At 60.0% G+C, this 18776-nt stretch carries 18 protein-coding genes and 1 pseudogene; 12 read left to right on the top strand and 7 right to left on the bottom strand.

The window, feature by feature from the left end:
- Positions 1-118: 118 nt before the first annotated feature.
- A pseudogene (locus EJ076_RS10680) lies at positions 119-1043 on the bottom strand (LysR substrate-binding domain-containing protein).
- 121 nt (positions 1044-1164) lie between these two features.
- Here EJ076_RS10680 and EJ076_RS10685 point away from each other — a divergent pair.
- A complete protein-coding gene (locus EJ076_RS10685; protein WP_126067773.1) occupies positions 1165-1833 on the top strand; it encodes an SDR family oxidoreductase in 669 nt (222 codons plus the stop codon).
- Between the two features lie 586 nt (positions 1834-2419).
- Here the strand turns inward: EJ076_RS10685 and EJ076_RS10695 are convergent.
- Together EJ076_RS10695 and EJ076_RS10705 are read right to left on the bottom strand one after the other, a co-directional pair.
- Positions 2420-3376 carry an NAD(P)-dependent oxidoreductase gene (locus tag EJ076_RS10695; protein WP_126067775.1) on the bottom strand — a complete coding sequence of 319 codons (957 nt, stop codon included), beginning with the start codon at positions 3374-3376 and terminating at the stop codon, positions 2420-2422.
- Between the two features lie 176 nt (positions 3377-3552).
- Positions 3553-4434, bottom strand: coding sequence for a hypothetical protein (locus tag EJ076_RS10705; protein WP_245463005.1), 882 nt, complete (start codon positions 4432-4434; stop codon positions 3553-3555).
- A gap of 414 nt (positions 4435-4848) precedes the next feature.
- Here EJ076_RS10705 and EJ076_RS10710 point away from each other — a divergent pair, with 414 nt between their 5' ends.
- Entirely contained in the window at positions 4849-5232 is a 384-nt protein-coding gene (locus EJ076_RS10710) for a hypothetical protein (protein ID WP_126067776.1), read from the top strand.
- A 296-nt stretch (positions 5233-5528) separates the two neighbouring features.
- Here the strand turns inward: EJ076_RS10710 and EJ076_RS10715 are convergent, their stop codons facing one another.
- Complete coding sequence (locus EJ076_RS10715) at positions 5529-6470, bottom strand: YihY/virulence factor BrkB family protein (RefSeq protein ID WP_245463006.1); 942 nt, start codon at positions 6468-6470, stop codon at positions 5529-5531.
- Between the two features lie 366 nt (positions 6471-6836).
- On the opposite strand from EJ076_RS10715, the gene EJ076_RS10720 reads away from it, so the two are divergent.
- Positions 6837-7028, top strand: coding sequence for a hypothetical protein (locus EJ076_RS10720; RefSeq protein ID WP_126067777.1), 192 nt, complete (start codon positions 6837-6839; stop codon positions 7026-7028).
- Between the two features lie 870 nt (positions 7029-7898).
- Positions 7899-8150, top strand: coding sequence for a hypothetical protein (locus EJ076_RS10730; protein ID WP_126067779.1), 252 nt, complete (start codon positions 7899-7901; stop codon positions 8148-8150).
- A gap of 144 nt (positions 8151-8294) precedes the next feature.
- On the opposite strand, the gene EJ076_RS10735 is transcribed toward EJ076_RS10730, so the two are convergent.
- Positions 8295-9323 carry a L,D-transpeptidase gene (locus tag EJ076_RS10735; protein WP_245463007.1) on the bottom strand — a complete coding sequence of 343 codons (1029 nt, stop codon included), beginning with the start codon at positions 9321-9323 and terminating at the stop codon, positions 8295-8297.
- Positions 9324-9449: 126 nt separating this feature from the next.
- On the bottom strand, positions 9450-10208 hold the full coding sequence (locus EJ076_RS10740) for a DUF1236 domain-containing protein (RefSeq protein WP_126067780.1): 759 nt from the start codon (positions 10206-10208) through the stop codon (positions 9450-9452).
- A gap of 158 nt (positions 10209-10366) precedes the next feature.
- On the opposite strand from EJ076_RS10740, the gene EJ076_RS10745 reads away from it, so the two are divergent.
- Entirely contained in the window at positions 10367-11191 is an 825-nt protein-coding gene (locus EJ076_RS10745) for a zinc ribbon domain-containing protein (protein WP_126067781.1), read from the top strand.
- A 321-nt stretch (positions 11192-11512) separates the two neighbouring features.
- Here EJ076_RS10745 and EJ076_RS35160 read toward each other — a convergent pair whose 3' ends face one another.
- A complete protein-coding gene (locus EJ076_RS35160) occupies positions 11513-11656 on the bottom strand; it encodes a hypothetical protein (RefSeq protein WP_164548601.1) in 144 nt (47 codons plus the stop codon).
- 69 nt (positions 11657-11725) lie between these two features.
- On the opposite strand from EJ076_RS35160, the gene EJ076_RS10750 reads away from it, so the two are divergent.
- The 7 genes from EJ076_RS10750 to EJ076_RS10780 all read left to right on the top strand — a co-directional run bounded on the left by EJ076_RS10750 (position 11726) and on the right by EJ076_RS10780 (position 18677).
- Positions 11726-13006 carry a M20 family metallopeptidase gene (locus EJ076_RS10750; protein ID WP_126067782.1) on the top strand — a complete coding sequence of 427 codons (1281 nt, stop codon included), beginning with the start codon at positions 11726-11728 and terminating at the stop codon, positions 13004-13006.
- A 125-nt stretch (positions 13007-13131) separates the two neighbouring features.
- Positions 13132-13800 carry a trimeric intracellular cation channel family protein gene (locus EJ076_RS10755; protein WP_126067783.1) on the top strand — a complete coding sequence of 223 codons (669 nt, stop codon included), beginning with the start codon at positions 13132-13134 and terminating at the stop codon, positions 13798-13800.
- Between the two features lie 189 nt (positions 13801-13989).
- Positions 13990-14562 (top strand): NADPH-dependent FMN reductase, encoded by a 573-nt coding sequence (locus EJ076_RS10760; RefSeq protein ID WP_126067784.1) that lies wholly within the window; start codon positions 13990-13992, stop codon positions 14560-14562.
- 99 nt (positions 14563-14661) lie between these two features.
- Positions 14662-15072, top strand: a complete 411-nt coding sequence (locus EJ076_RS10765; protein ID WP_126067785.1) for a DoxX family protein — start codon at positions 14662-14664, stop codon at positions 15070-15072.
- A 48-nt stretch (positions 15073-15120) separates the two neighbouring features.
- On the top strand, positions 15121-15639 hold the full coding sequence (locus tag EJ076_RS10770; protein WP_206438784.1) for a sugar dehydrogenase complex small subunit: 519 nt from the start codon (positions 15121-15123) through the stop codon (positions 15637-15639).
- 9 nt (positions 15640-15648) lie between these two features.
- On the top strand, positions 15649-17283 hold the full coding sequence (locus EJ076_RS10775) for a GMC family oxidoreductase (RefSeq protein WP_126067786.1): 1635 nt from the start codon (positions 15649-15651) through the stop codon (positions 17281-17283).
- Complete coding sequence (locus tag EJ076_RS10780; RefSeq protein ID WP_245463008.1) at positions 17280-18677, top strand: cytochrome c; 1398 nt, start codon at positions 17280-17282, stop codon at positions 18675-18677. The genes EJ076_RS10775 and EJ076_RS10780 overlap by 4 nt, the downstream gene beginning before the upstream one ends.
- Positions 18678-18776: the final 99 nt, after the last annotated feature.

Here is an 18776-nt window from a genome sequence, read left to right on the forward strand (position 1 = left end):
ACTGCGGCTCGCAGCTCCTTTGGATCCCGGACGGTCCGGTAACGGCTCTAGCTGCAAGGACGGCGATCCATTTTTTCTCTGGCCAATTAAGACCAAGGAGAACTCACATGGGTCATTCTCATTTCGATGATGCTAGCCGCGAGCGCGCAGCCTGGAACGTTGGCAGGAAGGTAGGGACGAACCGCCCGCTCACGCAGAAGCAGATCTGGGCCTCTTTGAGATAGTTCAGAAACGCTGACACCCGAGCGCTCAGGAGCCGCTTGGACGGGTGGAGCGCCCAAAGCACAATGTCAGGTCCGTCGACCTCGCCCCAGTCTACCAGCGTGCCGCTGCGAGCTCGTGGCTCACGAGCGACAAAGGTAAGCGGCCGGCGCCAACGCCGGCTCGCACCGCGTCCTGGACCATGACAAGGGATGTTAGCGCCAGAACGGGCTCGATCATAATTGGGGTCGGGCCGGTGGCGGTCATCACTTGCCGGGTCAGTCGATCGCTCGCCGATCGTACGACGGCGGGCGCTATCGTGTTCGCCGTCGGCCGGGCGAGACCCGGGCTCGCGGCGACCACCAATCGATCGTGCAGGAACGCTCGCCCGATAAGGGTCTCATCCGGATCCGGGTCTACCCAGATCACCAGATCAAACCCCTCCTCGATCATATCCACAGCGCGGTCATCCGTGGAGACCTCGAGCCGAACGTCCGGGTACTTCAGCGCAAAACCGGCGGCGATCTTGCCCATTGCGGTTTGAGAAAAAAGCAATGGTGCACTTATCCGCAGTTTGCCTCGCGGCTTCTGTCCGCCCGAGGCAATCGCTGCTGCGGTTTCGTCCAGTTCGGTCAGCAAATGGCCTGCCCGTTCGTAGAGCGCGCGCCCTTCCTCGGTCAGTTTGAGTGCCCGCGCGTCACGCTCGACAAGTCGCAATCCCAGGCCAGCCTCAAGTTCTGCCACCCGTCGCGACAAAGTCGCCTTGGGGCGTGTGGCGGCCCGTGCTGCACGGCCGAAGCCGCCGCGGCGAGCACGAAATCCGCGAGAGCCAGCAAATCCATCTGTTCCACCAATGAGACGGTGTGTCCAATATCAGCGCCTATCGCATCATATGTGAACCACTCATATTTACGACAACAACCTACCCAACTGCAAACGTCTCAGCCAACGAGGAACAAAGCCATGACCAAGTCCACAAACGACAATCCCCACGCCGCGCAGACCAAGATATTGGTTTTGGGGGCGACGGGGCCGACTGGCCGGCTCATCGTCAGCCAGGCATTCGCACGCGGATATGAGGTGACGGCACTGGTCCGATCTCCCGAAAAAGCGGCGGAAATGAAGGGCGTTCGGCTTGTTGTCGGCGACGCCCGCGACGAGAAGACCCTACGCCAGGCCGTCACCGGGCAGGATGCCGTCATCAGTGCCCTGGGCACTCCGGCCAGCCCGTTCAACAAGGTGACACTGCTCTCGACCGCGACCCGCGCGCTCGTCAAGGCAATGAAGACTGAACACATCTCGCGCCTGATCACCATCACCGGGATGGGCGCGGGCGACAGCGCCGGCCATGGCGGGTTCCTGTTCGATAACGTGATTTTTCCGCTGCTCCTGCGCAACGTCTATGCGGACAAGAACCGGCAGGAAGCCGTCATCCGTGAGTCCGACCTCGATTGGACTATCATCCGGCCATCCGTTTTGAACAAAAAGGCGGGACGCGCCAATGTCCGCACTCTAACCGATCTGTCCGACTTCCATGGCGGGACCATCTCGCGGGAGGACGTTGCGAAATTTGTCCTCGACCAGGTGCATAGCGACGCCTGGCGGCATCGTTCGCCACTGATTACATGGTGAGGCCCGCCATGCCCCATCGTCAAACCAGCGGCGGTTGCCGGCAACCCGTTGGCGCATAAACTCAACGAAGGCTCTTGCAGCCGGGCTACGTTCCTTACCGGCAGGCATGACTAGACTGACATCGACGGCTGGAACGCTCCAGCCTGGCAGAACGCGAACGAGATTGCCGGCCTCGATCTCAGGCGCAGCCACATATCTCGCCGTAACCGCGATCCCAGCCTCGTTAAGCACCATGCGATCTATTGCCGTGAGATCATTTGCGGTGAGCCGAGCGATGGACTCGACCTGGTCCTCCACGCCGTCCCTGTCGCGAAGCGACAAACGCCGGGGGAGACCATCGCCACGGGGGATGAGGAGCAGATCGTCGGTGCGTAGCTCGTCGATCGACCTGGGCCAACCGCGCCGTCCGAGGTAGTCGGCGCAAAGGGATAGCGAAACGTAAGTGATGAGTTTCTTGAGATCCATCAGTTCCTCCCATCAGCCCTCCAAAGTTCGAGTTATGCTTGGCGAGAAAACCCGCACTCTCATTTGATAGACGCAATGCGGGTTTCGATCTGCGCCGAGGCTGAGAAGTATCTGGGCACTCCTACCGGCTGAGTTTCCCGTTCGCCACCAGCCACTCGACGGACTCATACACTGCCTGGAGCGACGAATACCGCGGGTCGTAGCCCAGGAGGTTCCGCGCTTTGGCGATTGCATGGCTCGGGCTGCGTGCAATGTGCTCCCAGGTGGCGCGCCAGTTTTCTTCGGTCTGCTTGCCCTTCCACGTATCGAACGGCTCATAACTCAGCTGCGGGGCGTGGCCGAACCATTTGTACATGGCCTCGGCGTAGCCTCGCAGATTGATCGCCTGTGGCGAGACGGTGTTGAAGACCTCGCCCACCGCGTTGCTCCAGTTCGCGATGGCTCGCATCACCATCTGTGCTACATCGTCGGCATGCACGTGGTGTACTGTCTCGTTGCCAAGATTGGGCAGCACAAGCGGCTCGCCACGGGCGATCTGGGCGAACACGCCGACGTCGAAGTGCCCCGCCGGATTGAGCGGCTCCCAGCCGGGCCCCACGATATGGCCGGGCCGAAACACCGTGGCTGGAAACCCGTTTCGCCTGGCTTCGTTGAGCAGCCAGGTCTCAATCTCGGCCTTTTGCGTGCCATAGCTGCCGAACGGATTTTTCGGCTGGTCCTCTGTCGCGGGGATCGCGGTGTTGTGCCCATAGACCCAGATGGTGCCGCAATGGAGGAAGTGCTGCACCTCGCCTCGCAGCGCGCCCACGATCTGCATGGTGCTGTCGAGGGTGAAGGAAATCATGTCCACCACGATATCAGCCTTCAGCGCGCGGACCTTCTCGCCGAAGGTGCCAGCCTTCTCCTCCGTGTCGCGGTCGATCACCACTGGCTCGACCGATTTCCACGCCGCATTCAGCGTATAGGCCGCGCGCTGGCCGCGGCTGACATTGACCACTTCATATCCGGCCTCAACCAGCCGCGGCACCAGGTACGTGCCGACATGCCCGCTGCCGCCAATGATCACTACGCGTGTCATTTTCGCCTCGCTGATTGCCGACGGACTGTGCCATTGGCAGATGGCGAACGCCACTCGAACTGGATGCCGTTCCGGATCGTTGGAGCGATCTTCATCTTCGCGTTTCTCGAGGCGCTGGGGATGCACGCGCTGGTCATCGGGATTCCGGTTCCCCACCAGCTGTTCCTCGTCTTGCCCTATGTGGCGTCACTTGTGTTTCTTGCCGGCCTGCGATCGCGCACCCTGCTGCTCAACCGGCCGGACGGAAAGGCTTTGCCAGCGAAGCCGGGAAATGCAGCGCCAGCATTTGCCGGTTTCGTGAGATCAGAACCAGTACGATGATGGTAGCGAGATAGGGCAGGGCCGACAGCAGTTCGGATGGCACTTCCAGTCCGAGCGCCTGCCCCTGCAATTGAAGGATCGTCATGCCGCCGAACAGCCATGCGCCTAGCAGGATGCGCGGTGGCCGCCAGGTGGCGAACACCACCAGCGCCAACGCGATCCAGCCCTTGCCGGCTGTTCTCGACCCAGAGTGGCGTGTAGGCGACCGACAGGTAGGCGCCCGCCAATCCCGCCCTCGCCCCGCCAAACAGCACGGCCATATAGCGGTTCCGGATCACGGGATAACCGATCGCATGTGATGTTTGCGGTGACTCGCCGATCGTTCGCAGGATCAGCCCGGCCTTCGTGTGGTAGAGAAACCAGCTGATGGCAGCGAACATCACCAGAGCCAGATAGACCATTGGATCGAAGCGGAAGAGCAGCGGACCGATCGGCGGCAGATCGGACAGAACAGCGACGTTGATGCCGTGCAGCGCCTCGATAGGCTCGCTGCCGAAGCCGCGTCCAAGGAAGGCGGACACGCCGGAACCGAAGATGGCCAGCGCCAAGCCGGCCGCATATTGATTGGTGAGGAAGGTCAGCGCCAGAACGCCGAACAGCAACGAGGCGGCGGCACCTGCCAGCGCGCCGGCAAGGCACATCCCAAGGCACAAATCCCCATAGCAATCGTCTGCGGCCCGCGGGTTCCTGTATGAGAGACTTTCGTACGCCTGACAGCACCCGAAACCCTTCAGCATCTCGGCCGTAGGGGTAAGCGTTGCCCTTGCCCGAAAGGAGACATCCCGGCGACAACGCCGGAAGTCGTGGCTGCGTCCCATTCTTGCCATTGGCATTCTTCGGCGCTGTTGCAGAAGCGGACGAACTTCGGGCTAGGCGTGACTGCCGCGGGCGGGCTATCCTCGACGCAGGGTATGTTATTGCCAGTCGCCAGTTATCCCCGAAGGCGCTCGGTGTGCCATTGGATCTTGTTCATGCGCGTGCTCCTATTTGATGCAGCTAATGTTAGACATGCACTGTGCAGGCGCGCTAGGTGCGTTGGATAGTGGTCAAGTTGGTTCGGATTGTAGGTGGCGCGCTTGGGGACCTATTGTGTGGATAAGCCGTCCAAGGCCTATTGGTGCTCCACGCCGCGCCGCGCCCCCTCTTGAGCTATGAAGGCGCAGTATGTTGAACTCGTCTTGTTGGAACAGTCTCTCGCCCGTGCAGGCGATATGAATCGGCCGTTTTCCGATCGAGTGAGCGACGTTGCTGAAAAAACGGACGGACTGGTCTTGTTCAACATTCGCGTCGACGGCGACGCTCGCCTTTGCAGGATGGCGGCCGTTGGCTATGGGGCAAGTGACGCCGTGGCAATCATGATGGATAAATACGGCCAGCTTAGCTCCGCGCCGATAAGCGAAGACACCGACTTTCTGATTGCCGAGCTAACCACATGGGCTTCGCTGCCGATGGCAGAGCAGGCTTGTGTCAATTACGGCGGGACGGCAGCTATCTTGCTTGCCAGGCTTCGTAGATCTGGTCGGATTCCTGAATGAAGAAGGCCGCCTGGAGGGCGGTCGGAATTTCCAATACGGTGAGCGTGACGTGCTTGGTCTGCTAAGTGGGCTCAAGACCGTCGGCGTCGCGCAAAAAAACGCCCGCATTGTGCAGGTCATCATTGTATCGGCCCATCGCCTCAACGCTTCGGCAGGTGAGAAGAGTAGCTTTTTCGCTGTCTTCAGTTGCCTTAACGAGCACCCCACACACGCATGGTCTGTCCTCCTTGAAGCTACGGGCGACGAGGCCCCAGCAGAAAGGCTGTCATCGTTGCACTGACGCACCCAACCGCCAACTACGCAAGGACGCCCGAAGAGCTGGCCTTTCGGTTCACCCGAATTGAGACAACGTTTTCTGAAGCGGAAGCATTTTGAACCAGCCCGTTCAAATCGGACCTGCTGCCAAGTCGAACGGAATAGGCACGGGTCAACTCGGCACCGAGCAGAAAGATTTCTGATGAATAGTAGACCCAAAGCAGTATGACGAGCAGCCCTCCGGCCGCACCATATGACGACGCGATTGCACTTGTGCCGATATACCAACCAATAAGAGATTTCCCCAATGTGAATAGCGCGGCGGTCACGACGGCACCGATCCCGACATCGCGCCATTGTAGGGTCCTATCCGGCAGCACTTTATAGATAGCGGCAAACATCACAGTGATCAGGGCAAAAGAAATGAAGGTGTTGATTGCGCTAAGAACAAATGTGCCGAATGGCAATTGAGCGCTGATCACAGTGCCCAGAGCCGAGATCGCCGCGCTCGCCACCAGAGATACCAGCAACACAAAGCCGAGTGCTGCGACCAGTCCAAGACTTGCTGCGCGCGCCCGCAAAAGACGCGACAACGAACTCCCTTTCGGTTCAACCTTCCATATTGCGTTCAGCGCCTGCTGCATTTCGCCAAAGACCGCAGAGGCAGTCACGAATAACGTGGCCACGCCAGCGATGGCTGCCAAGGTCCCCGATGATTTGCCAGACGCCCCTTGGAGCGCCGTCTGAAGGAGGGCTGCGCTTTCTGAACCCATTAGACCCGAAATCTGAGCAGACAAAGCCAGCTGTGCCGCGTCATGACCAAAAGCGATGCCTGCTATCGCGACGACGATTATCAGAACCGGGGCCAGCGACGTGGCGGCGTAAAAGGCCATAGCCGCGCCACGACTAAGAGCATTGTCGTTGACAAAGCCAACCACGCTTTCATGCACCAATCCCCATATTTTTCTAATCGCGGGTCGCACATTGAATCCATATGAAATGGTTGGAAACCGTCTCCTATCAATGCGGTCGATCTTCCGATGTTCCAGCCGACTGCCTCGCTGCAGGGTTTTCGGGAAGAGTGAGGCAACTCTGGCCCAAGTGTACGAAACCGTACGTAACCACCCACTATGTCAAACTTTATTGCTGGCAACGGTCGCTCGGCGGATAATCCCGTTGCTTGGCGGGGTGAGTAGCCGGCGGCCCGCGCGCTTCTTCCGTGCAGGGAGAAGGCGCGGGTTCTCGATTTGAGTTTGGTCGAGACCCTACAGATTTTTGTTACTTGAAGAACTGATTTCGGCGGTCCTATAGATTCGTGATTGTCCACATTGCGCGGGAGGCAGTGCGAAATGGATGATGTAACATTAAACGCCTGGGTTTGCCCCTGTGTTGAAGTGATCGAGGCCTGCGGCGAATGGTTCGTCCGCGTGGTCGACGATGACCAGGAACTGACCCGATCATTCGACCTGGAATCGTTCGCACTTGCCTATGCGGAAGGCCAGCGAATACGGTTGGGGCTTGCCGACTTCAAGCGATTGTAGATCATCATTGGCCTTATATAAGGCAATGGAGCGGCTGGACGGCTCGCCCAAGGTGATAGGGGCGCATCGGCCACTGGCAGGCCTGTAGGCGCTACCCAGCTGTCGGGACGAAAAACTAAAATGGCCCCGGCGCTGGGTCGATGCGCTGGGGCCTTAGGCATGCACGAGCTACCTAGCATGTCCGTTTATGAGCGTTGCCTAATATGGTCAACAAACGGTGAATGATCGCTGACCCCTGCCAGTTGATGACAGGTTGCCCCTGATCACGCCGGGAACCTTTCATCGGCTAGCCGATTTGTCTGCATGTCCCGAGCCGTCGAACCACCCATATTGCCAAAGGATAGCCCAGATCGGGAGGCCAACTGTGAAGTCGCCTTGGAAGCCGCATTCGCAGCGCTGGTGACTGCCTCGGAAGCGCAGGGGTGGACGCCGCACGAAACGGCTTCATCCCTCCTGAAAATCGCTACGGAGCATGCCCGGCAGTTCAGGGTTGTGCCGGCTGAGCCGCCAAGATGGCAATCGCGAAGAGATATATTGATTAGCTGTGCCGCGCTCGTGTTTTTGCTGTGTGCCGCCATTGTTTGGTGGGTGCTGAGGTGAACGCGTCGATCGGCGACGAGGTCCGGGTCGAAGAGTTTACTCCGAAGTCCTAGCGATAGAGTGGCCGACCGGTGTTACAACAGTGAAGTCCGCGTCGGTCACCGCGGCTTCTTGAGGGGTTGCCGCCCGCAAGAGCTAGAGCCTGTCAGCAGGCTGGCAATCACCCTCGGGGCCTTTGGCTATAACGTACAATCGGGCGGGTCGGGAACGTTACATTCCGCTAATGCGTTTGATGATCCTGTAAGGGACGATTTTTATTGGAGGCTCAACATGCGCAGCTTCGAAATGATCGATCTGCTTTGCGTGGTCGAGGCCTGCAAGCACGATCGAGCGGTCGGGAGTTTTGTCTCGATGGCTGAAGGCGTGGAAGAGTTGCGGGTGCTGACTGGCGATTTCGTGTCACCGGACGATGTGGTGGCAAACGCTCTTTCCACGGTAGCGCTTGCGCGAGGCTGCTCAGTCTTGTTCGACGAACAGGCAGGCGCTGAAATCCACTTTGACGTCCTGGCGGCTAAATCCTAGCGGCCTTACCCCAGCACGTGGCTAGACCTACGAGGCATTCAAAGCCTTAGCGACGTTCGCGGCGAAAGACACGGCGTTTCCAAGTGCGGCCGGCTATTGCCCGTGACCCTTGGCCCTGGCAACCCATCGCTAAGTGCGCATGGTCTAATCGGCGAGCTTGACGCCTGCGTCCGCCATCTCGTCCTTGAAGTTAACTTTCGTGCCCTTCTGCACCATAGAGGCGAGGTCTTCGGCATCCCAGTTGGTCAGCCGGATGCAGCCGTGTGAGAAAGTCGCGCCGATCTTGCCGGGTTCGGGTGTGCCGTGAATGCCGTAACTTTCGATCGAAAGATCGATCCAGACCGATCCGACGGGGTTGTTCGGCCCAGCAGCTATGGTGAAAGGCCGCTTGGTCTTCACTCCCTTGAAGGCAAAGCCCGGATCATAATGATAGGTTGGGTTGTGCACCGCGCGTTTGATCTCTGCCATGCCGCTCGGCGCCGGCTTCTCATCGCTCCCGATCGATGCGGGATAGATTGCGAGCCATTTGCCGGAAGGATCGAGCACGCGCACCAGGCGGGCGCCCTTGTCGACCTCGATGGTGGCAACGGCCGCAGGAGGATCGCCCCGGCCGACATCCGGCACCATCAAGGTCGCACCGGCCCTTCCGAAGCCGGCGTTGGGATTGAGCCTTCGTAGCAATTGTTCGCTAATATGGAAGCGCTCCGCCAACCTCTCCACCGCGTTGCGATAGCCCAGCCGTGGCAAACGGGCCATCCTCTCCATGCGCGTCGGAATCCGCTTGGTGAAGGGTCCGCGCACATCCTTGCGGGTCACCTCGTAAGCTACCAGAACCGGGTTGGCGGAGGTTGCCATCAGCTTGTCCCAAGTGTCCTGAGTGAGCTTACCATCGGACTGGAATCCGTTCGCGGTCTGAAAAGCGCTAACCGCCTTGGCGAAGTTCTCTGAAAGGCGGCCATCGATCAGGCCCGGCGAGAATCGGGCACGATCCAGAAGAATCTGCGCTTTCAGTACGGCTGGACTGAAGCCTTTGGGTTGGTCGACGCTGAATTGGGCCTGATTTACGGCAAGTTGGTCCAGCTTGGTCGCTTCTGTTCCGCCGCACGCGAGGGCGAGTGCCGCAGCGACGACAAGAAGGAGCCTAAATATCGATGTCAACTCCGGTAGCTGCACAGGAATCTGCTTCTATGACGCGGAAAGGCCTTTCTGGTTCCGTTCGCCCGCAGCTGATTCATCGGTGAATCTTATCGAGACGCCCGCCACGTGGATGTGGCCGGCGTCTCGGTGCGATGGGCAAGGTCAGGTCAGGATAAGGACGATCTTCAACGTGTCCGGATCGACGATGACGATCCGACCGTCGGCCAATAGGAAATACTCGTAGGTTTCGTAGGCTGGTACGATCTTGACGATACGCGCCGGCAGGCGATGCAACCTTATCTTGTGCCGGGGAACCTCGATGCCGACCGAAATGTCGAAATCGACATTCGATACCGGCTCGACCTTGGTCTCCTTGATGACCTGGGTGATCTGGCTTTTCTGTTCGACCGTCACATTGGTGATGGAAGCCGTCGACCCCTGATCGGTCTGTGTCGAGGTCTTGCCCTGAGCCTGCTGGTCGGTCTGGATCTTGGCTTTCCCCTGAGCCTGCTGGTCTGTCTGGATCTTGGTCTTGCCCTGGGCCTGCTGATCGGTCTGGACCTTGGCTTTCCCCTGAGCCTGCTGGTCTGTCTGGATCTTGGTCTTGCCCTGGGCCTGCTCGTCGGTCTTGGGCTTGATCTTGCCCTGAGCCTGCTGATCCGTCTGGACCTTGGCCTTGCCCTGGGCCTGCTCGTCGGTCTTCAGCTTGGGCTTGCCCTGAGCCTGCTGGTCCGTCTGGGCCTTGGCCTTGCCTTGGGCCTGCTCGCCCATCTTCGTCTTCGAGCCCTTTTGACAGTCGGCTGTGCCGGCCGCGCAATTGGCGTTAGCGCCCGATTGGGTTTCGGCCGGTTGCGTTTGAGCAATTGCTGCCCCACAGCCAACGCCGAGCGCCAGCATGCTGGTGATCAGAATATGTTTCATGGGAGGTCTCCTCGAAAGCGTCAGTCCCTTCGCTGGGTAAACCTCAACGGAAAAACTTTGTTCCAGGCGAATTGGCACGCCGACAAGCAGAAATTTGAAGGAACACGCTACATCCGATGGCGTTACGACCATGAGAGGCCCGCCAGCAGCAAATCGCCATGCTCTTCGAGACAACGACGGCCGGTGTGCGGGCGGCGAGGGCGAAGCGGCTGCACGCAGCACGGCGGCCGGTCTCGCTGCTTTCCGGCCTGCTCAGCTGCGGGTGCTGCGGCGGCAAATATGGTCTCATCCTGCGCGACCGCTTCGGGTGCCTCAATCACAACCGGCGTGGCACCTGCAACAACAATCGCACCATTGTCCGAGCCCGGATCGAGGAGCGGGTTCTTTCCGGCCTCAAGGACCGGCTGGTCTGCGCCGAGTCGGTCGCAGAGGCGGTAAGTGCCTATGCAGAGGAGATGAACCGCCTCAACCGCGAGCGGCGGGCGCAGGCGCAAGCAGACCGCAAGGCGCGGGAGAAGATCGAGGGCGCCATTGCCGGCATCATCGCAGCGATCGAGGACGGCATGTATCAGCCGGTGATGAAGGCGCGCATGGGAGAGCTGGAGCGGCAAAAGGCGGAGATCATCGGCCGCATGGCTGAGGCGCCGGCCGATATGCCGGATGTTCATCCCAACATCGCCAACATCTACCGCATCAGGGTTGTTGCCTTCGCTGAGGCGCTCAACGACACGGTCGGCGGCCGGGAAGCGGCCGAGGCGCTGCGTTCGCTTATTGGTGAGGTGGTTCTTTCGCCCGGTAGCAAGCGAGGCGAGGTCATCGCCGAGCTACGCGGCGAGCTGATCGGCATCCTCGACTTTGCCAGTCCTCGGCAAAACCATCGGATTGGGGAAGTTAGGACAAAGGTCGAAGCCTGTCCCCGCAACCAGACCAAGCGACATCGAGCAAAAGTTCAGGGCGGCGGATTGATCATCAAAACGCCCTAAAAGGGGCCAGAGGTCGCTCATTCGACGCTCGTAGTTTGCATGCATTATCCTAATAGCACGCCTTGCTATCCCACTCTGCGACCAACCGTTTGATGGCTTTTCTCGTAGCGAGCATGAGCACATCTTGCGAGCATGGACCATAAGGGTGTTTGCGGTAGGGACCAGAGAGGGCACAAAACTTGCCGGCCGTTGTTTTCCGCCGGAGCTCTCAAAGGGAAATGCTCAAGCGAGAGCGGGTGTGATCAGGGTCTTCCTCCGGGCGCCTGACAGAACGATTCTGCGTCTAGCACGCGCTCTCGCGCGCCAAACAGCCCGCGAAGATCACGCGGGAACAGGCCAAGAGAATAGATAGGAAATACGCATAAGGCTTTCGGCCGGAAACACCGGCGCGGTAGCAGCGGATGAGGTCACGATCGGTTGATCGTAGGAATTGGGCTTGCCGTCGATACAGGTGACAGTGATCATCATCACCTCCGCTGGGCCATCGAAGGCTTAAAAGCGGAGCCGTCGCCACATCGTCGGCAGGAGATTGTGATGAAGAAGCATACTTCTCGCGAGGACATATCCGCCCTCCTGTCGAGCATGGGAAAGCTGCTGCCCGATCTTGAGGCGCTCTATAAGGACATTCACGCCCATCCGGAACTCTCGATGCAGGAGACGCGGACTGCGACTCTCGCCGCGGACTGGCTCAGGAAAGCCGGTTACGAAGTGACCACCGGGGTCGGCAAGACGGGTGTGGTGGGACTGCTCCGCAATGGTGAAGGACCGACGGTGATGCTGCGTGCCGACATGGATGCACTCCCAATCGCCGAGAACACCGGCCTCGCCTATGCCAGCAAGGTCACGGCAAGGGACGCCGAAGGGAACACGGTGCCGCTAGGGCATATGTGCGGCCACGACATGCACGTAGCCTGGCTGGTTGGTGCGGCGACACTGTTGTCGCAGGCGCGCAATGACTGGAAGGGTACCTTGATGGCCGTCTTCCAGCCTGGTGAAGAAACCGCCCAAGGCGCCCAGGCCATGATCGATGACGGCCTGCTTAAACGCTTTCCCTCACCCGACGTCGTGCTTGGCCAGCATGTCATGGTCGGTCCCGCCGGAACTGTTGCCGGCAGCGCCGGGCCAATCACCTCCGCGGCCGACAGCTTGCAAATCCGTTTGTTCGGGCGCGGCGCGCATGGCTCGATGCCGCAGGCAAGCATCGATCCCGTTGTCATGGCGGCATCCGTTGTTTTGCGGCTTCAGACCATCGTGTCCCGCGAGGTTGCTGCGAACGACGCGGCGGTTGTCACGGTCGGCGTGCTGCAAGCCGGCACTAAGGAGAATGTCATTCCCGATGATGCCGTCATCAAGCTCAATGTGCGCACATTCGACCCCGGTGTGCGCAAGCACGTACTCGCCGCGATCGAGCGGATCGTCAATGCCGAAGCCGAAGCCTCCGGCGCCCCGCGCAAGCCGGAGATCACACCGCTCGACCGCTACCCGTTGAACGTGAACGACGAGACCGCGAGCAACCGCATCGCTGAGGCTTTTCGCGGGTATTTTTCTGCCGATCGAGTAAAACACACGGGCCCCGCGCCAGCGAGCGAGGATTTTGGCTGCTTCGGCACCGCGTGGCAGGTGCCTTCGGTATTTTGGTTTGTGGGCGGCAATGATCCCAAAATCTATGCCAAGGCCAAGGCAGCGGGAAAGCTGAACGAACTGCCGGTCAATCACAGTCCACAATTCGCACCGGTTCTGCATCCTACACTGGAAACGGGTGTGGAGGCGTTAGTGGTTGGTGCGCTGGCCTGGCTTGGCGCGAACGCGAAGTGACGCCTTTTGGATGGGATGGGCGAAGTTTGTCGAGAACGGGCTGCCTTTAAGTGTAGGTCAGGCTCATTTGAATGCTGTTTCGTGCTTTCGGCCCGATACGCTAAGCTTGCACGGGCGGAGCCGTCATGATCACCATTGAAACGTTTGTGCATGTTCTGGATCTGGTCGGCACCTTCATCTTTGCGATCAGCGGCGCTGTTGCCGCGGTCAATCGTCGTCTCGACATTTTCGGCATCCTCGTTCTGTCTTTCGTGGCCGGGAATTTTGGCGGGATCACCCGCGATTTGCTGATCGGCGCAGTCCCTCCGGCTGCTCTGACGGATAGCCGATATCTGCTGGTTTCTGTGCTGGCAGGGCTCATCACCTTCTTCTGGTATGCCGGCGTCGACAGGCTGCGCAGCCCGATGCTTCTGTTCGATGCGGCGGGACTATCGCTCTTTGCCGTCGCGGGCGCGCAGAAGGCGATCGAGTTCGGTTTGAACCCGGTAATGGCCGCCCTCCTTGGTATGTTGACAGGTATCGGCGGAGGCATGACGCGCGACGTTCTTCTCGCAGAAATCCCACAAGTGCTGCGTTCTGATCTCTATGCCATTGCTGCACTCGCTGGCGCATCCATCGTCGTCATCGGCGATATGCTAGGTCTTTCCTATGGCATCTCGGCCTTGGCCGGAGGGCTCTTGTGCTTCGGCCTTCGCTTCATGGCAATCAGATACGATTGGCGTCTGCCTGTAGCACATCTGTCGGCGCGAGGACGGGCGGCGGCAGACCCTTCGAACGAGGAAGATCCGGGCTGAATTTGTTGACGATCGCCGCGCCAACGCCAACTAAACCTGGCCTGCTGCCAGCTATGTAGCGCCTGCCCGGCCAAGATGGGTATCCGAAGCTTGTCATTGGTTTTAGACACCTGACAGGAATTTGACTGGTGCCTGTCCTTGATTAAGCGGATACTGTTGTTGGGTCGGTGGGAAACACCGGAGGGCCTCATGACCACACACAAGGTCGGCTACCTCATCGGCAGCCTCGCCAAGGCATCGATCAATCGCAAGCTTGCAAACGCACTCGTTCAGCTTGCCCCGCCAGAGCTTGAGATGTCGGAGATTTCCTTCAAGGATTTGCCGCTCTACAGCTACGACTACGATGCCGACTTTCCACCTGTCGCTCGCGCTTTCAAAGACTCCATCGCCGCTGTGGAGGCAGTTCTTTTCATAACACCCGAGTATAACCGCTCGATCCCAGGCGGGCTGAAGAACGCGATCGACTGGGCGAGCCGCCCATATGGAAAGAATTCCTTCGCCCGCAAGCCGTCGGCCGTCATTGGGACATCACCGGGAACTATCGGAACCGCCGTGGCCCAGCAAAGCCTGCGCAGCGTGCTGAGCTTCTGCAATTCGCCGCAAATGAATGCTCCGGAAGCCTACATACAGTTCACGCCGGGCCTGATCACGGACAGCGGCGAAGTGACGGTTGAATCCACCGAGCAGTTTTTGCGCACCTACATGGCGGAGTTCCATATGTTCATTGCACGGGTACTTCAGGTGCTTCCCAAAGACGCCTGACGTCGTTTCAAATGTCTAAGCGCTGTCACGGCGTTGCGTTTTCCGCCACCGTCGCGGCTGGCAACTGATCGTTGGCAGCCTTTCACTAGGGAGGTTCTTGTGATCGATCTTGTGACCGCGCCCTATGCGATATTGCTCCTTCGACTTTGCCTTGGGGCCATGTTCATTTCGCATGCGATGCTCAAGTGGCGCGTGTTCACCATTCCAGGGACTGTCGCGTTCTTCAACTCCCTAGGTCTCCCAGGCTGGTTGGCCTACGCAACCATTGCCGCCGAACTGGGTGGAGCGGCGTGTCTCATCCTAGGGATTTATCCGCGTTATGTGGCTTTGCTGCTCATCCCGCTCATTGTTGGAACGATCGTAACCGTTCACGGCAAGAAGGGATGGCTGTTCAGCAATACCGATGGCGGATGGGAATATCCGGCCTTTTGGGCGGCGGCTCTTTTAGCGGTATTTCTACTGGGTGACGGCGCGGCCACGCTGGTCGCCTCGCCGCATCTTGGGTTTTGACGAGGTGAAATGTCGGACGCAAAATCGCGATCGTGTCAGGGCATCGCGGTGACCGAGGACAGGCCCATGGAACAGTTTGTCGATCAACCGAACGCCGCCCGCCGGCTGCTGCTTTTCGGGCTTGTTTCGGCCTATACCGCATCCTTGATCCCGTGGGCGCTGGCCCAGGAAGTGACGGAGGCGGATACGGCGCCGTTCGTGGCGCTGTCGGCCATACTTGCAGGTCGCCAATCGCTGGATTCGGCCCAGGCGTTGCGGCTCTACAAGGCCCTTGTCGCCGACGATCCCGGGTTCCCCGCGGCCGCGAAGGCGCTGCTCGACACGATCGAGCAGCGTAAGATCGATCCCATGCAGTTGCAGAAGACGCTGGACGACGAGAAGTCACCTCTCAAGCTTGTGCCTTGGCGGATCGTGACCGCCTGGTACATGGGCATTGTCGGCGACGGAGCCAAGGCACGCTGCCTGGCGTTCGAGACCGCGCTCAATGCCCAGGTGGTCGCTGACGTGCTGAAGCCGCCGACCTACGCTTATGGCACCTATGGAAGCTGGGCCAACAAACCAATCTGAGGGAAAATCATGGCCGATGCCCTGTCAGCGGATTTTGTTGTCGTCGGCTCGGGCATCATTGGTTCGCTGGTGGCGCGAAAGCTCGCGCTGACTGGTGCGTCGGTCGTCATCCTCGAAGCGGGCCCGCGCGTTACCCGCGCAGAGTTGGTGGCCCGTTTTCGCAACTCGCCGCGCCGCAGCGACTGGATGTCCCCCTATCCACCGGCGGTCTGGGCGCCGCACCCGGTCTATCAGCCTGAGCCGAACAACTATCTCGTGCAGGCCGGACCCTATCCTTACGCCGCCGAATATATCCGGCAGGTCGGCGGAACGACGTGGCATTGGGCGGCCCAAGCATGGCGAAACCTGCCCAACGATTTCAAGATCAAGAGCCTTTACGGCGTCGGCGTCGACTGGCCGATGAGCTATGAAGACCTTGAGCCTTTCTATCAAGAAGCCGAGGAAATCATGGGCGTATCGGGCGCCCCCAATACGGGGTCCCCGCGCAAATTCGCCTTTCCGATGGAACCGGTCGCGGAGCCCTTCGCGATGCGCCGCCTGCGAGAGCGGCTTGCTTCCGACTATCAAGTCGTGTCCAACACCACGGCGCGCAACAGCCGTCCCTATGACGGGCGGCCAGCATGCTGCGGCAACAACTCGTGCCAGCCGATCTGTCCCATCGACGCCCAATACCACGGCGGGCTCGCAGCGGAAGCCGCCGAAGCGGCTGGGGCAAAACTGGTTCCGAACGCCAATGTCTACAAGCTCGAACATGACGAGAAGGGCCGTATCGCGGCAGCGCTCTACTGTGATCCCGACAAGGTCTCGCACCGGGTCACCGGCAAGACTTTCATCGTCGCCGCCAACGGCATCGAAAGCCCACGCCTGCTGCTCCTGTCGGCCAGCGACAGGTTTCCCAAAGGCCTCGCCAACAGCTCCGACATGGTCGGCCGCAACCTCATGGACCATCCAAGCACCTCGCTAACCTTCGACGCGGACGAGGAGGTGTGGCTGGGGCGCGGACCGCAGAGCCCGAGTTCCATCAACACCATGCGCGATGGTGCGTTCCGGTCCGAACATGCACCCTACCGGCTCGATTTCACCAACATCTCGCGCGTCGACGGGGCAACGAAGAGTCTGATCGCGGCGGGCGTCTACGGCAGCGAACTGGGAAAACGCCTCCGCTTCAGCGCAGCCCACGAGATGAACGTGAAGAACGTACTCGAAGTCTTGCCGGACCCCGAGCACCGGATCATGCTGAGCTCCGAGAAAGACGCGATGGGCATCCCGAAGCCTGAGGCGCATTATTCAATCGCCGACTACACTAGGCGCGGTCACGAGCGCTCCCAGCAGGATTTTCGGCACATCGCCGAACTGATGGGCGGAACGAATCTGCGCTTCAGCAAGGACGGTGACTTCGCCAACAACCAGCATATCTGCGGCACGCTAAGCATGGGCAGCGATCCCAAGACCTCGGTTTGCGATCAGTGGGGACGCGCGCACGACCACGAGAACCTGTTCCTTGCCAGCACCGGCGTGCTGCCGACATCGGCGACCTGTAATTCGACGGAGAACGGTCTGGCAGTGGCCCTACGCGCGGTCGCTCATATGCTGGGGCAGCAAGCGGCTTCGGGCGGCAGTGCCGGGCAAGGGGCAAAATCATGAGCCGCGCCATGCCCCGCCTGTTTCGCCGCCTCGGTCTGGCCCTGACATTGTCAGTCGCGGCCTCAGCTTTCACAAGCCTCGCTTTTGGCGCGGATGCCGATCAAATCGCCCGCGGCAAATACATTGCCACGGCTTCCGATTGCGTGGCCTGCCACACCGCGCCCGGCGGCGAGCCGATGGCCGGTGGTCTGGCCATCCCAACGCCCATCGGCTCGATCGTGTCGACCAACATCACGCCGTCGAAGGAAAACGGCATCGGCGACTATACGCTGGAGCAGTTCGACGCGGCGTTGCGCAAGGGTGTGCGCGCCGACGGCAAGCATCTCTATCCGGCAATGCCCTACACATCCTATGCGCTGCTTTCGGACGACGATGTCGCCACGCTCTATGCCTATTTCATGAATGGCGTGACGCCAGTCGAAACCCGCCCTGCTGAAACGAGGCTGCCGTTCCCGTTCAACATCCGCTTTTCGATGGCGGCCTGGAACCTACTGTTCCTCGACGGCACTCCGTTCAAGCCAGATCCTGCACAGGATGCCGAATGGAACCGGGGCGCCTATTTGGTGCGCGGCCCGACGCATTGCGGAACCTGCCATACGCCCCGCAACCTTTTCATGGCGGAAAAGACATCCAGCGAAATGGCCGGCGGCGACGTCGGCTTTTGGCATGCCCCTAACATAACCTCCGACGGCAATAGCGGCGTTGGCGGGTGGAGCGCCGATGAACTGGTTGCCTACATGCGCGACGGTCACGCTACAGGCAAGAGCCAGGCGGCCGGCCCGATGGCCGAAGCTGTCGACCACAGCTTGCGATTTTTGACACCTGAAGATCTGCAGGCGATCGCGATTTATCTGAAGACAATTTCGCCAGCTCGCGATCCGGCCGACACACAGCCCGTCTTTGCCTGGGGCAGCCCGTCTGACGAACTGGCGAGCATTCGGGGCGTGGCGTTGCCGCAAGACCGCGACCAGATGAGCGGCCCGCAGGTCTACGACGCCTATTGCGCGACCTGCCATCAGGCGGAAGGCCAAGGTAGCTTCGATGGCGGCCTGCCTTCGCTGCTGCACAACACCGCGCTGGGGCGAGCAAATACCAACAATCTGGTTATGGTGATGCTTGAGGGGCTGCATCGCCAACCCGACGTGCTGATGCCGGGTTTCGCCAAGGAACTCTCCGACACCCAGATTGCCAGCCTGGGTTCGTATCTCATCCAGAATTTCGGCAATCCGGCGGCCAAAGTCACGGTTGGACAGGTTGCCGAATTGCGGGCAGGCCCTGTCAGATCCGTTCTGGTGACGGTGGCTCGGGCTGGCTTGGCCGTGGGTACGCTGATCGTGATTGGCCTTATTGCTTGGCTCCTGCGACGGCGCAAGAAAAGCAGGCGAACAGCGTAGTTTCCGAGCGTTGGCCTCTCTTTTGCTCCCGCCACCGCGTGAAGAACTGCCGCTGATGCTCGTCGTATGCCCGTTGGATTGGAATCCTCCCTGGTGTGA

The organism is Mesorhizobium sp. M7D.F.Ca.US.005.01.1.1, from assembly GCF_003952545.1.
Taxonomy (GTDB): domain Bacteria; phylum Pseudomonadota; class Alphaproteobacteria; order Rhizobiales; family Rhizobiaceae; genus Mesorhizobium; species Mesorhizobium loti.

Excerpts from the sequence above, each read along its gene's own strand:
- EJ076_RS10755 (WP_126067783.1), top strand. The coding sequence starts at position 13,132 with ATGATCACCATTGAAACGTTTGTGCATGTTCTGGATCTGGTCGGCACC.
- EJ076_RS10775 (WP_126067786.1), top strand. The coding sequence starts at position 15,649 with ATGGCCGATGCCCTGTCAGCGGATTTTGTTGTCGTCGGCTCGGGCATC.
- EJ076_RS10745 (WP_126067781.1), top strand. The coding sequence starts at position 10,367 with ATGCTCTTCGAGACAACGACGGCCGGTGTGCGGGCGGCGAGGGCGAAG.
- EJ076_RS10730 (WP_126067779.1), top strand. The coding sequence starts at position 7,899 with ATGCGCAGCTTCGAAATGATCGATCTGCTTTGCGTGGTCGAGGCCTGC.
- EJ076_RS10780 (WP_245463008.1), top strand. The coding sequence starts at position 17,280 with ATGAGCCGCGCCATGCCCCGCCTGTTTCGCCGCCTCGGTCTGGCCCTG.
- EJ076_RS10685 (WP_126067773.1), top strand. The coding sequence starts at position 1,165 with ATGACCAAGTCCACAAACGACAATCCCCACGCCGCGCAGACCAAGATA.
- EJ076_RS10705 (WP_245463005.1), bottom strand. The coding sequence starts at position 4,434 with ATGCTGAAGGGTTTCGGGTGCTGTCAGGCGTACGAAAGTCTCTCATAC.
- EJ076_RS10720 (WP_126067777.1), top strand. The coding sequence starts at position 6,837 with ATGGATGATGTAACATTAAACGCCTGGGTTTGCCCCTGTGTTGAAGTG.
- EJ076_RS10710 (WP_126067776.1), top strand. The coding sequence starts at position 4,849 with ATGAAGGCGCAGTATGTTGAACTCGTCTTGTTGGAACAGTCTCTCGCC.
- EJ076_RS35160 (WP_164548601.1), bottom strand. The coding sequence starts at position 11,656 with ATGATCACTGTCACCTGTATCGACGGCAAGCCCAATTCCTACGATCAA.
- EJ076_RS10760 (WP_126067784.1), top strand. The coding sequence starts at position 13,990 with ATGACCACACACAAGGTCGGCTACCTCATCGGCAGCCTCGCCAAGGCA.
- EJ076_RS10695 (WP_126067775.1), bottom strand. The coding sequence starts at position 3,376 with ATGACACGCGTAGTGATCATTGGCGGCAGCGGGCATGTCGGCACGTAC.
- EJ076_RS10740 (WP_126067780.1), bottom strand. The coding sequence starts at position 10,208 with ATGAAACATATTCTGATCACCAGCATGCTGGCGCTCGGCGTTGGCTGT.
- EJ076_RS10750 (WP_126067782.1), top strand. The coding sequence starts at position 11,726 with ATGAAGAAGCATACTTCTCGCGAGGACATATCCGCCCTCCTGTCGAGC.